This is a genomic window from Micromonospora sp. WMMA1976, from assembly GCF_027497335.1.
In the GTDB taxonomy this organism is placed as follows: Bacteria; Actinomycetota; Actinomycetes; order Mycobacteriales; family Micromonosporaceae; genus Micromonospora; species Micromonospora aurantiaca.
Window position 1 is genome coordinate 37746 of sequence record NZ_CP114912.1, and the last position, 13114, is coordinate 50859.

Sequence of the window (13114 nt, forward strand, 5' to 3'; positions counted from 1 at the left end):
GTGATTTTGGCCAACCACCGAGGTCAGGGAAGGACGAGCAGGGGACAACGATGACGCTCTCTCCTTACGCACCCATCATCGGGCTGTTCGCCCTCGCTGCGGCGTTCGCGCTGTTCTCCGTGGCCGCTGCCCGACTCGCCGGCCCGCGGCGTCTGAACAAGGCCAAGCTCGAGGCGTACGAGTGTGGCATCGAGCCGAGCCCGCAGCCGGTCGGCGGCGGCCGGTTCCCGATCAAGTTCTACCTGACGGCGATGCTCTTCATCGTCTTCGACATCGAGATCATCTTCCTCTACCCCTGGGCGGTCTCCTTCGACGCCCTGCCGATCTTCGGCTTCGTGGAGATGGTCCTGTTCATCGTCGCGGTCTTCGTCGCGTACGCCTATGTGTGGCGTCGCGGCGGCCTGGACTGGGACTGAGGAGGTAGCAGATGGGCATCGAGGAGAAGCTCCCCTCCGGCGTCCTGCTCACCAGCGTCGAGAAGCTGGTCAACTGGACGCGGAAGACCTCGGTCTGGGGCGCCACGTTCGGTCTGGCCTGCTGCGCCATCGAGATGATGGCGGCGGGCGGCCCGCACTACGACATGGGCCGCTGGGGCATGGAGGTCTTCCGCGCCTCGCCCCGCCAGGCGGACCTGATGATCGTGGCCGGCCGGGTGAGCCAGAAGATGGCACCGGTCCTGCGCCAGATCTACGACCAGATGGCCGAGCCCCGCTGGGTCATCTCGATGGGCGTCTGCGCCAGCAGCGGTGGCATGTTCAACAACTACGCCATCGTGCAGGGCGTCGACCACGTCGTCCCGGTCGACATGTACCTCCCCGGCTGCCCGCCCCGGCCGGAGATGCTCATCGACGCGGTGCTCAAGCTGCGCGAGAAGATCATGCACGAGCCGCTGGGCCCGAACGGCCGCAAGATGCTGGAGGCCCGCCAGGCGCGCGGCGACGTGCCGGTGGTGCCGTACGGCTCGATGCCCTCGTCGTACCGCAGCGACAAGGCTCGCCGTGCCGAGTGGACGAAGGCGGTCCGCGAGGGGCGTGAGGAGCAGCTGCGGATCGAGAACTGGATGAAGGCGCAGAACCACCTTCAGGCGTCGCATAGGGGCCCGAAATGAGTGACGACAAGAACAACGACGGCGGGGTGCCGGTACCCACCACCCCGGTCGGTGCCAGCTCCACCGCCCCGGCGGAGTACCCGCCGGCCAGCCCGGCCGGCCGGGGCATGTTCGGCAATCAGGGCACCGGTGACGTCTCCGGTTACGGCGGCCTGGTCCGCCCGCGTAAGCCCATCGAGGAGGCGGCCCGGCCGTACGGGAGCTACTTCGACGAGGTGCGGGACGCGCTGGAGGAGGCGTATCCGGACTTCGGCGACGCGATCGAGAAGGTCGTGGTCGACCGAGGCGAGCTGACCCTGCACGTCCGCCCGGAGCGGATCGCCGAGGTCTGCCAGGTGATGCGCGACGACCTCGCGCTGCGCTTCGAGCTGCTCTCGTCGGTGTCCGGTGTGGACTACCTGGGCGCGCAGGAGCGCCGCCTGCACGTGGTCTACCAGCTGACCTCGATGACCTACCGCCGCAGCGTCCGGCTGGAGGTGGCGGTCTCCGTCGAGGAGCCGCACGTCCCGAGCGTCACCGCCGTCTACCCGACCGCCGACTGGCAGGAGCGGGAGACGTACGACATGTTCGGCGTCGTCTTCGACGGCCACCCCGCCCTGACCCGGATCCTCATGCCGGACGACTGGGAGGGGCACCCGCAGCGCAAGGACTACCCGCTGGGCGGCGTCCCCGTCGAGTACAAGGGTGCGGAGATCCCGCCGCCGGACCGTAGGAGGTCGTACCAATGACCACGTCGAACTACGCGACCGAGCGCGAGACGACCGAGGGCAAGGTCTTCACCGTCACCGGCGGGGACTGGGACGAGGTCGTCTCCGGCACGGACCCGATCAACGACGAGCGGATCGTCGTCAACATGGGTCCGCAGCACCCGTCCACCCACGGCGTGCTCCGGCTGGTCCTGGAGCTGGAGGGCGAGACGGTCCGCGAGGCCCGCTCGGTCATCGGCTACCTGCACACCGGCATCGAGAAGAACCTGGAGTACCGCAACTGGGTCCAGGGTTCGACGTTCGTGACCCGGATGGACTACCTCTCGCCGCTGTTCAACGAGACGGCGTACGCGCTCGCGGTGGAGAAGCTGCTCGGCATCACCGACGACATCACCGAGCGGGCCACCACCATCCGCGTGCTGATGATGGAGCTCAACCGCGTCTCGTCGCACCTGGTCTGGCTGGCGACCACCGCCATGGAGCTGGGCGCGATCAACATGATGCTGTACGGCTTCCGCGAGCGGGAGTACGTCCTCGACATCTTCGAGACCATCACCGGCCTGCGGATGAACCACGCGTACGTGCGGCCGGGCGGTGTGGCGCAGGACGTGCCGGACGACGCGATCCGCAAGATCCGCGACTTCCTCCAGCTCATGCCGAAGCGGCTCAAGGAGTACGAGAACCTGCTCTCCGGCCAGCCGATCTGGCTGGAGCGTACGCAACACGTCGCGGTGCTCGACGTGACCGCCTGCATGGCGCTCGGCGTCACCGGCCCGGTGCTGCGGTCCGCGGGTCTCGCCTGGGACCTGCGCAAGACGATGCCGTACTGCGGGTACGAGACGTACGAGTTCGACGTGCCGACGCACACCGACGGTGACGTGTGGGGCCGCTACCTGGTGCGGGTGGCGGAGATCCGCGAGTCGCTGAAGCTGATCGAGCAGGCACTGGACCGCCTGAAGCCCGGCCCGGTGATGGTGTCCGACAAGAAGATCGCCTGGCCGGCGCAGCTGGCCATCGGCGTGGACGGCATGGGCAACTCGCTGGAGCACGTCGCCAAGATCATGGGTCAGTCGATGGAGTCGCTGATCCACCACTTCAAGCTCGTCACCGAGGGCTTCCGGGTTCCGCCGGGCCAGGTGTACGTCGGCATCGAGTCGCCCCGCGGCGAGCTGGGCGTGCACGCGGTGTCCGACGGCGGCACCCGGCCCTACCGGGTGCACTACCGGGAGCCGAGCTTCGTCAACCTCCAGGCCCTGCCGGCGATGGCCGAGGGCGGCCTGATCGCCGACGTGATCGCCGGCGGCGCCTCGCTGGACCCCGTGATGGGTGGTTGTGACCGATGAGCTTTACCGAAACGACTCGCGCCCGGGCCCGGGAGATCATCGCCCGGTACCCGGCGGACCGGTCCCGCTCGGCGCTGCTGCCGCTGCTGCACCTGGTCCAGTCCGAGGAGGGCTACGTCTCCCCGGCCGGTGTCGAGTTCTGCGCCGAGGTGCTCGGGCTCAACAAGGCCCAGGTCGGCGCCGTCGCCACCTTCTACACCATGTACAAGCGCAAGCCCACCGGTGACTACTTGGTCAGCGTCTGCACAAACACCATGTGCGACGTGCTCGGCGGGCAGAAGGTCTACGACACCCTGGCCGAGCACCTCGGCGTCGGGCACGAGGAGACCACCGCCGACGGGAAGATCACTCTGGAGCACGCCGAGTGCCTGGCGGCGTGCGACTACGGCCCGGTGATGACAGTCAACTACGACTTCTTCGACAACGTGGAGCCGCAGGGCGCGGTCGACGTGGTCGAGGAGCTGCGCGCCGGTGGCCGGCCGATGCCGACCCGTGGGGCGCGGCTGTGCACGCTCAAGGAGATGGCGGTCCAGCTCGCCGGTTTCGCCGACGAGCGCGACGGCGCGGTGGCCGACGGCGGGCCGGGCGAGCCGAGCCTGCGCGGTCTGCGCCTGGCCGAGCAGCACGGCGTCTCGGTACCGGGCTTCGACCCGAAGACCCCGATCCGCAGCAAGGCCGAGGCCGACCGGGCCGCCGCCGAGGCGAAGGCGAAGGCCGAGGCCGCCAAGCCGGCCCCCGCGCCCGAGCCGGCCGAGCCGAAGACGGCCTCCGGCAGCACCGCGCCGGACGTGAAGGCACCGGACGCCAAGTCGCCGCAGGTGCGTACCGCCGAGACCCGGCAGCCGGACGCGAGCACTCCGGTGCCGGACGCCCCCGGCACCAAGGTCCCGGTGGACGGACCGGCACCGGCGCCGCGCGACGCGCGGGCGGCGGAGGCGGCCGGCGTGGCGGCGAACCCGCCGGCCGGTGACGGCAAGCCCGCCGGCGACGCGGCCGGCGCGCAGGAGCGCAACCTCAAGGAAGCGGAGTCCGGTACGGGCGCGGACGGCGCCGACCCGGCGGACGCGAACGGATCGGGGGTCCGCAAGTGACCACTCCTCGGCCGGAGACGCTGGCCAAGCTCACGCCGGTGCTCACCAAGCGCTGGCTCTCGCCGGACGCGTGGCGGCTCGGCACCTACGAGAAGCTGGACGGCTACGCCGCCCTGCGCAAGGCGCTCAAGGCGCACCCGGACGACCTGATCCAGCTGGTCAAGGACTCCGGACTGCGCGGCCGGGGCGGCGCGGGCTTCCCGACCGGTCTCAAGTGGGGGTTCATCCCGCAGGGCGACGGCAAGCCGCACTACCTGGTGGTGAACGCCGACGAGGGCGAGCCGGGCACCTGCAAGGACCTGCCGCTGATGACCCACGACCCGCACTCGCTGGTCGAGGGCGTCATCATCGCCTCGTACGCGATCCGGGCCAACCGGGCGTACATCTACATCCGCGGTGAGGCGGTGCACGCCGCCCGGCGGCTGCGCAGCGCCGTCGACGAGGCGTACGCCAAGGGTTACCTCGGCCGCAACATCCTCGGGTCGGGCTTCGACCTGGACCTGGTGGTGCACTCCGGCGCCGGTGCGTACATCTGCGGTGAGGAGACCGCGCTGCTGGACTCGCTGGAGGGCTTCCGCGGCCAGCCCCGGCTGCGCCCGCCGTTCCCGGCGACCCACGGCCTGTACGCCAGCCCGACCGTCGTCAACAACGTCGGCACCATCGCCAGCGTGCCGTACATCGTGCTCGGTGGCGCGGACTGGTGGAAGACGATGGGCACGGAGAAGTCGTCCGGCCCGATGATCTACTCGCTGTCCGGCCGGATCGCCGAACCGGGCCAGTACGAGTGCTCGATGGGGATCACGCTGCGCGAGCTGATCGAGCTGGCCGGCGGCATGAAGCCCGGGCACAACCTGAAGTTCTGGACCCCGGGTGGCTCGTCGACGCCGCTGCTGACCGCCGAGCACCTGGACGTGCCGCTGGACTTCGAGGGGGTGGCGGGGGCCGGCTCGATCCTGGGCACCACCGCCACGCAGATCTTCTCCGACCAGGACTGCCCGGTGTACGCGACCTACCGGTGGCTGGAGTTCTACCACCACGAGTCGTGCGGCAAGTGCACCCCCTGCCGGGAGGGCAACTACTGGATGGTCCGGGTCTACCGGCGCATCCTGTCCGGCCAGGGCACCCACGAGGACCTGGACACCCTGCTCGACACCTGTGACAACATCCTCGGCCGTTCGTTCTGCGGTCTGGGTGACGGCGCGACCAGCTCGGTGACCTCGTCGCTGAAGTACTTCAAGCAGGACTACCTCGACTACATCGAGGGACGTACCGCTCCGAAGCTGTCGGAGAAGACCCTGGTAGGGGCGCACTGATGACCGACGTAGCCAAGCAGACCGAGACCGTCACGCTGACCATCGACGGCGTCGAGGTCACCGCGCCCAAGGGCGCGCTGCTGATCCGCGTCGCCGAGCAGCTCGGCACCGAGATCCCGCGCTTCTGCGACCACCCGCTGCTGGCCCCGGCCGGTGCCTGCCGGCAGTGCCTGGTGGAGGTGGAGGGCCAGCGCAAGCCGGTCGCCTCCTGCACACAGACCGTCGCCGACGGCATGGTGGTGCGGACGCAGCTCACCTCCCCGGTCGCCAAGAAGGCCCAGGAGGGGGTGATGGAGCTGCTGCTCCTCAACCACCCGCTGGACTGCCCGATGTGCGACAAGGGCGGCGAGTGCCCGCTGCAGAACCAGGCGATGTCCACCGGCCGGACGGACTCGCGGTTCCACGAGCACAAGCGGGAGTACCCGAAGCCGCTGCCGATCAGCACCCAGGTGCTGCTCGACCGTGAGCGCTGCGTGCTCTGCCAGCGGTGCACCCGGTTCTCCGAGGAGATCGCCGGGGACAAGTTCATCGACCTGATGGGACGCTCCTCGCACGAGGAGATCAACATCTACCGGGACGACGCGTACGGCGAGGAGGGCGACGAGGGGGACGTCCCGTTCAACTCGTACTTCTCCGGCAACACCGTGCAGATCTGCCCGGTGGGCGCGCTGACCGGAACCCAGTACCGGTTCCGGGCCCGCCCGTTCGACCTGGTCTCCACGCCCAGCGTCTGCGAGCACTGCTCGGCCGGCTGCGCCCAGCGCACCGACTGGCGGCGCGGCAAGGTACTGCGCCGGCTGGCCGGCGACGACCCGGCGGTGAACGAGGAGTGGAACTGCGACAAGGGCCGCTGGGGCTTCCAGTACACCCGCGCGTTCGACCGGATCAGCACCCCGATGGTGCGCGACGAGAAGACCGGTGAGCTGCGCGAGGCGTCCTGGAGCGAGGCGCTCACCCGGGCCGCCGAGGGGCTGCGCGCGGCCCGCGACGGCGCGACCGGCACGGCGGTGCTGACCGGCGGCCGGCTGACAGTCGAGGACGCCTACGCGTACGCGAAGTTCGCCCGCATCGCGCTGCACACGAACGACATCGACTTCCGGGCCCGCCCGGTCTCCCGCGAGGAGGCCGACTTCCTGGCCAGCAGCGTCGCCGGGGTCACCGACGTGACCTACACGGACGTGGAGAACGCGCCCGCCGTGGTGCTCGTCGGCCTGGAGCCGGAGGAGGAGTGCCCGATCCTCTTCCTGCGGCTGCGTAAGGCGTACCTGAAGAAGAAGCTCACTGTGTACGCGCTCGCGCCGTTCGCCACGCGCGGCCTGGAGAAGCTCGGGGCCAAGCTGGCTCGGGTGGTGCCCGGCGAGGAGGCCGGCGTGCTGGCCGAGCACGCCACGGTGGCCGAGGCGCTGGGTCAGCCCGGCGCGATCCTGATCGTCGGCGAGCGCCTGGCCGAGGTGCCGGGCGGCCTGTCGGCGGCGGCGGACGTCGCCCGGCGTACCGGTGCCCGGCTGGTCTGGGTGCCGCGGCGCGCGGGTGACCGCGGCGCTGTCGACGCGGGCTGCCTGCCCAACCTGCTCCCCGGCGGCCGGGTCGTCACCGAGCCGGCCGCGCGCGCGGAGCTCGGCGAGGCGTGGGACATCCCGGCCGGGGTGATCCCCAGCCAGGCCGGCCGCGACACCGACGGCATCCTCACCGCCGCGGCGAACGGCCAGATCGGCGCCCTGGTGGTGGCCGGCGTCGACCCGGCCGACCTGGCCGACCCGCGCCTGGCCGAGTCCGCACTGGACGCGGTGCCGTTCCTGGTCAGCCTGGAACTGCGGATGAGCGCGGTGTCCCGCCGCGCCGACGTGGTCCTGCCGGTCGCGCCGGTGGTCGAGAAGGCCGGCAGCTTCCTGGACTGGGAGGGCCGGCTGCGCACGTTCGAGAAGGTGCTGGACACCGGCGCGATGACCGACGCCCGCATCCTCGACGCGCTCGCCGCGCAGCTCGACGTGCGGCTGGGCACGGGTGACGTGCCGAGCATCCGGCGCGAGCTGGGCGCGCTGCCGCGCACCCGGGTCGAGCGTCCGTCGGCGCCCTCGGTCGAGCCGGCCGCCGTTCGGCAGCCCGGACCGGGCGAGGCGGTGCTCGCCACCTGGCACCAGCTGATCGACCTGGGCAGCCTCACCGACGGCGACGAGCACCTCGCCGGCACCGCCCGCCCGCCGGTGGTCCGGCTCGGCAAGGGCACCGCCGAGGCGCTGGGTGTCGCCGACGGTGACCCGGTCACGGTGGGCACCGACCGCGGCGCGATCACGCTGCCGGCGGCGATCACCGAGATGCCCGACGGCGTCGTCTGGCTGCCGACCAACTCACCCGGCTCCACCGTGCGGCGCGGCCTCGGCGCGACGTCCGGCGACGTGGTGAGCGTCTCCGCAGTCGGGAACGAAAGGTGGGTGCAGTGAACCCCGTCATCCTCGCGGCGCAGGACCCGACGCTTGCCGACTTCGGCAAGGACCCGTGGTGGCTGGTCCTCGGCAAGATCCTGTTCGCGTTCGTCGTCGCCGTGGCGGCCACGCTGCTCGGCGTCTGGTTCGAGCGCCGGGTCGTCGGCCGCATGGCGGTGCGGCCCGGCCCCAACCAGGCCGGCCCGTTCGGTCTGCTCCAGACGCTCGCCGACGGCGTGAAGCTGGCCTTCAAGGAGGACATCCTCCCGCGCAAGGCCGACAAGGTCGTCTACTTCTTCGCCCCGGTGATCTCCGTGGTCTGCGCGGTCACCGCGCTGTCGGTGATCCCGTTCGGGCCGATGGTGAGCATCTTCGGGCACCGGACGCCGCTGCAGGTCACCGACGTGTCGGTGGCGGTGCTGGTGGTGCTGGCCTTCTCCTCGCTCGCCGTGTACGGCATCGTGCTCGGCGGCTGGGCCAGCGGCTCCACCTACCCGCTGCTCGGCGGTCTGCGCTCGGCGGCCCAGCTGGTCTCGTACGAGGTCACCATGGGCCTGAGCGTGGTCGCGGTGTTCATGACCGCGGGCACCATGTCGACGAGCGGGATCGTCGCCGCGCAGGGCGACGGCACCCGGCTGAGCATCGGCGGCTTCGACCTCGCCGCGCCCGGCTGGTACGCGATCCTGCTGCTGCCCAGCTTCATCATGTTCTTCATCGCCATCGTCGGTGAGACGAACCGGGCACCGTTCGACCTGCCCGAGGCGGAGTCGGAGCTGGTGGCCGGCTTCCAGACCGAGTACAGCTCGCTGAAGTTCGCGCTGTTCATGCTCAGCGAGTACGTCGCGATGGTGACCATGTCGGCGTTCACCGTGACGCTGTTCCTCGGCGGCTGGCACGCCCCGTGGCCGATCACCATCTGGTCGGGCGCCAACGACGGCTGGTGGCCGATGCTGTGGTTCTTCGGCAAGGTCATCCTGCTGGTGTTCGTCTTCGTCTGGCTCCGCGGCACGCTGCCCCGGCTCCGGTACGACCAGTTCATGCGGTTCGGCTGGAAGGTGCTGCTGCCGCTGAACCTGGTCTGGATCATGGTGCTCGCCGGGCTGCGCTCGATCGAGGACTGGCAGACCCGGGACCGGCTGCTCGTCACCGCCGTCGGCGCGGGCGTGCTGCTGCTGGCCACGCTCTTCTGGCCGTCGCGGAAGAAGGAGCCGAAGCCGTCGCTGCAGGAGCAGGCGGACACCCGGCCGTACGGCAGCTTCCCGCTGCCGCCGATGGATCTTCAGGTTCCGCCGAGCCCGCGTACCAAGCGCGTGCTCGCCGAGCGGGAGCCGGCCAACGTGGTCGCCGGCCCGGACTCCAGGGAGGTGTGACGTGGGCGCGATCACCGGAACGTTCAAGGGCTTCGGTGTCACCTTCTCGCACATGTTCAAGAAGGTCGTCACCACCGACTACCCGTTCAAGCCGCCGGTCTCGGCGCCGCGCTACCACGGGCGGCACATCCTCAACCGGCACCCGGACGGGCTGGAGAAGTGCATCGGCTGCGAGCTGTGCGCCTGGGCCTGCCCGGCCGACGCGATCTACGTGGAGGGCGGCGACAACACCGAGGAGCAGCGCTTCTCCCCGGGTGAGCGGTACGCCAGCACCTACCAGATCAACTACGCCCGGTGCATCTTCTGCGGGCTCTGCATCGAGGCCTGCCCGACCCGTTCGCTCACCATGAGCAACGAGTACGAGCTGGCCCGGGACAACCGGCAGGACCTGATCTTCACCAAGGAGCAGCTGCTCGCGCCGCTGCTCGAAGGCATGGAGCAGCCGCCGCACCCGATGCGGCTGGGCGACAGCGAGAAGGACTACTACGTCGGCGCGCTCACCAACCCGGGCACCTCGGCCGGCGCCGAGCGCTCGCCGATGGGCCCCGGCCGGTACCAGGTGGAGGAGCACCCGGGCGTGACCTTCCCCGGCGCCGAGCAGGCGGAGCAGCGGTCCGCCGCCGCGGCGGGCAAGGGAGGCAAGGCATGACCTCGGCAACGGTGCTCGCCGCAGCCGGCCAGGTGTCCGGGGGTGAGGAGGTCACCTTCTGGATCCTCGCCCCGCTGGCCCTGCTCGGCGCGGTCGGCATGGTGTGGGCCCGCAACGCGGTCCACTCCGCGCTCTGGCTGGTGCTGACCATGCTCTGCCTGGGCGTGTTCTACGTGCTCCAGGCCGGGCCGTTCATCGGCATGGTGCAGATCATCGTCTACACCGGCGCGATCATGATGCTGTTCCTGTTCGTGCTGATGCTCGTCGGCCGGGACGCGTCCGACTCGCTCATCGAGACGCTGCGCGGCCAGCGGGTCGCCGCCGTGGTCCTCGGGCTCGGCTTCGCCGGTCTGGTGGGCACCGGCCTCTACCGGGCGCTCGACGGAGTCCAGGCGGTCGGGCTCGACGAGGCCAACGGTGAGGGCAACGTGCAGGGCATCGCCCGGCTGCTGTTCACCAAGTACGTCTTCGCCTTCGAGCTGACCTCGGCGCTGCTGATCACCGCCGCCGTCGGCGCGATGGTGCTGGCACACGTGGAGCGGCGCAAGGCGGACCGGATGGACCAGATCGCCACCATGAAGGCGCGGTTCCGCCCCGGCAACTACCCCGGACCGAAGCCCGGCCCGGGTGTCTACGCCACGTCCTCCTCGGTGGCCACCCCGGCCCGTCTGCCCGACGGCCGGCTGACCGACCGCAGCATCCCGGAGATCATGCCGGTGCGTGAGCTGACGGCCGAGGAGACCGCACCGAAGGGGACTGATCGGTGAGCGCGAGGAGTGCAGCGAAGCGGAGCCCCGCAGTCGCGAACGAAAGGCTGGCACGGTGACCCCGGACTACTACCTCATCCTCGCGGCGGTGCTGTTCACCATCGGCGCCGTGGGCGTGCTGGTCCGGCGCAACGCGATCGTGCTGTTCATGTGCATCGAGCTGATGCTCAACGCGGCCAACCTGACCCTGGTCACGTTCAGCCGGATCAACGGCGACCTGAACGGCCAGATCATGGCGTTCTTCGTGATGGTGGTCGCGGCGGCCGAGGTCGTGGTCGGGCTCGCGATCATCATGGCGATCTTCCGGACCCGGCGCTCGGCCAGCGTCGACGACGCCAACCTGCTGAAGTACTGAGGGGCTCGTGGTGGAACAGATTCTGACGATCGCCCAGTCTGAGCCAGCCGAAGCCGTCACCTTCGCCACGGCGGACGGGATGCTGGGCAGTGTCTGGCTGCTGGTGGCGATCCCGCTGGTCAGCGCGGCGATCCTGCTGCTGCTCGGCAAGCGGGCCGACCGCTGGGGCCACTGGCTGGGCGTGGGCGCCATCGGCGCCGCGTTCGTGCTCGGGCTCACCTACTTCCTCCAGCTTCGCGGTCTGGAGAACAAGCAGGTCGAGCTGAGCCTCTGGGACTTCATGGCGGTCGGCAACCTGAAGGTGGACTTCGGTCTGCTCTTCGACCCGCTGGCCGCGGTCTTCGTCCTGCTGATCACCGGGGTGGGCTTCCTGATCCACCTCTACGCCGTGGAGTACATGGCGCACGACGCGGGCCGGCGGCTGTTCTTCGCGTACTTCAACCTGTTCGTCGCCGCCATGCTCCTGCTGGTGCTCGGCAACAACTACGTGATGCTCTACTTCGGCTGGGAGGGCGTCGGTCTGGCGTCGTACCTGCTGATCTCCTTCTGGTACGGCCGGCCCAGCGCGGCCACCGCCGGCAAGAAGGCGTTCCTGATGAACCGGGTCGGCGACGCCGGACTGGCCATCGGCATCTTCATCATGTTCGCCGTGCTCGGCACCACCCAGTACGACGAGGTGTTCAACGGGGTCGGCTCGATGACCTCGACCACCGTGCTGGTGCTCGGCCTGCTGCTCCTGCTCGGCGCGGCCGGCAAGTCCGGTCAGTTCCCGCTCCAGGCGTGGTTGCCGGACGCGATGGAGGGCCCGACCCCGGTGTCCGCGCTCATCCACGCGGCCACCATGGTCACCGCAGGCGTCTACCTGATCGCCCGCTCCAACGCGATCTTCTCGGCCAACGAGACGCTCCAGCTCGTGGTGGTCAGCGTCGGCGCGCTCACACTGCTGATGGGCTGCATCATCGGCGCGGCCAAGGACGACATCAAGCGCGTGCTGGCCTGGTCGACGGTGAGCCAGATCGGCTACATGTTCCTCGGCGTCGGTCTCGGCGGCGGCGCGTACGCGCTGGCCATCGTGCACCTGCTGGCACACGGCTTCTTCAAGGCCAACATGTTCCTCGGCGCCGGCTCGGTCATGCACGGCATGAACGACCAGGTGGACATCCGCCGCTTCGGCGGGCTGTCCAAGTACATGAAGGTCACCTGGCTGACGTTCATGATGGGCTGGCTCGCCATCATCGGCATGTTCCCGTTCTCCGGCTACTTCTCCAAGGAGCCGATCATCGTGGCCGCGTTCGAGCGGGAGGGCTGGACGGCCTGGCTGTTCGGCATGGCCGCGCTGCTCGGCGCCGGGCTCACCGCGTTCTACATGACGCGGCTGTTCGTGCTGACGTTCCACGGCCCGAAGCGCTGGACCGAGGACATCGAGCACCCGCACGAGTCGCCGAAGCTGATGACCATCCCGCTGATCCTGCTGGCGGTCGGCTCGGTCGGCGCGGGCTTCCTGCTCGCCACCTCCGTGCCGGACTGGCTCACCGCCACAAACGGGCTCGCCGCCGAGAGCGGGGAGCACGCGCCGGTGCTGGCGCACTGGCTGCTCACCGCGCTGTCGCTGCTGCTCACCGTGCTGGGCGCCGGGCTGGCCTGGTTCCTGTTCCGCTCCGGTACGGCCACCGAGCCGCAGCCGGCCGGCGTGGTGGTCACCGCCGCCCGCCGGAACCTCTACACGGACGCCTTCAACGAGGCGGTCTTCGAGAAGCCGGGCATCTTCCTCACCCGGGCGCTGGTGTTCCTCGACAACCGGGGCGTGGACGGGCTGGTCAACGGCCTGGCCGCCGCCGTGGGCGGGGGCTCGGGCCGGCTCCGGCGGCTCCAGACCGGCTTCGTGCGGTCGTACGCGACCTCGATCCTGACCGGCGCGCTGCTCGTGGTCGCGGCGTTCCTGGCGGTGCAGGCGGGGTGGCTGGCGTGATCGACCTCAACGCGGCCGC

12 protein-coding genes are annotated in these 13114 nt (G+C 70.2%); all 12 read left to right on the top strand.

Annotated features, from left to right (window positions below; genetic code table 11):
- Positions 1-50: 50 nt before the first annotated feature.
- The 12 genes from O7546_RS00210 (at position 51) to nuoL (ending at position 13095) form a co-directional block, all read left to right on the top strand.
- Entirely contained in the window at positions 51-416 is a 366-nt protein-coding gene (locus O7546_RS00210) for an NADH-quinone oxidoreductase subunit A (RefSeq protein ID WP_013283601.1), read from the top strand.
- An 11-nt stretch (positions 417-427) separates the two neighbouring features.
- Entirely contained in the window at positions 428-1108 is a 681-nt protein-coding gene (locus O7546_RS00215; protein ID WP_013283602.1) for an NADH-quinone oxidoreductase subunit B, read from the top strand.
- On the top strand, positions 1105-1836 hold the full coding sequence (locus O7546_RS00220; RefSeq protein WP_194802038.1) for an NADH-quinone oxidoreductase subunit C: 732 nt from the start codon (positions 1105-1107) through the stop codon (positions 1834-1836). Before O7546_RS00215 ends, O7546_RS00220 begins: the two co-directional genes overlap by 4 nt.
- Entirely contained in the window at positions 1833-3158 is a 1326-nt protein-coding gene (locus tag O7546_RS00225; protein WP_013283604.1) for an NADH-quinone oxidoreductase subunit D, read from the top strand. The genes O7546_RS00220 and O7546_RS00225 overlap by 4 nt, the downstream gene beginning before the upstream one ends.
- Positions 3155-4249 (top strand): NADH-quinone oxidoreductase subunit NuoE, encoded by a 1095-nt coding sequence (gene nuoE, locus O7546_RS00230; RefSeq protein ID WP_194802037.1) that lies wholly within the window; start codon positions 3155-3157, stop codon positions 4247-4249. The genes O7546_RS00225 and nuoE overlap by 4 nt, the downstream gene beginning before the upstream one ends.
- Entirely contained in the window at positions 4246-5562 is a 1317-nt protein-coding gene (gene nuoF, locus O7546_RS00235; protein ID WP_281600336.1) for an NADH-quinone oxidoreductase subunit NuoF, read from the top strand. Before nuoE ends, nuoF begins: the two co-directional genes overlap by 4 nt.
- Positions 5562-8003 carry an NADH-quinone oxidoreductase subunit G gene (locus O7546_RS00240; RefSeq protein ID WP_013283607.1) on the top strand — a complete coding sequence of 814 codons (2442 nt, stop codon included), beginning with the start codon at positions 5562-5564 and terminating at the stop codon, positions 8001-8003. The genes nuoF and O7546_RS00240 overlap by 1 nt, the downstream gene beginning before the upstream one ends.
- The gene (gene nuoH / locus O7546_RS00245) at positions 8000-9355 is read left to right on the top strand and encodes an NADH-quinone oxidoreductase subunit NuoH (protein WP_194802034.1); all 1356 of its coding nucleotides are present in this window, start codon (positions 8000-8002) and stop codon (positions 9353-9355) included. The genes O7546_RS00240 and nuoH overlap by 4 nt, the downstream gene beginning before the upstream one ends.
- 1 nt (position 9356) lies before the next feature.
- Positions 9357-10004: an NADH-quinone oxidoreductase subunit NuoI gene (gene nuoI, locus O7546_RS00250; protein ID WP_013283609.1), complete on the top strand. Its 648-nt coding sequence runs from the start codon at positions 9357-9359 to the stop codon at positions 10002-10004.
- Positions 10001-10771, top strand: a complete 771-nt coding sequence (locus tag O7546_RS00255; RefSeq protein WP_194802033.1) for an NADH-quinone oxidoreductase subunit J — start codon at positions 10001-10003, stop codon at positions 10769-10771. Before nuoI ends, O7546_RS00255 begins: the two co-directional genes overlap by 4 nt.
- Before the next feature lie 55 nt (positions 10772-10826).
- Entirely contained in the window at positions 10827-11126 is a 300-nt protein-coding gene (gene nuoK, locus O7546_RS00260) for an NADH-quinone oxidoreductase subunit NuoK (protein ID WP_013283611.1), read from the top strand.
- 79 nt (positions 11127-11205) lie between these two features.
- The gene (nuoL, locus tag O7546_RS00265) at positions 11206-13095 is read left to right on the top strand and encodes an NADH-quinone oxidoreductase subunit L (RefSeq protein ID WP_269698189.1); all 1890 of its coding nucleotides are present in this window, start codon (positions 11206-11208) and stop codon (positions 13093-13095) included.
- The last annotated feature ends 19 nt before the right edge of the window (positions 13096-13114 follow it).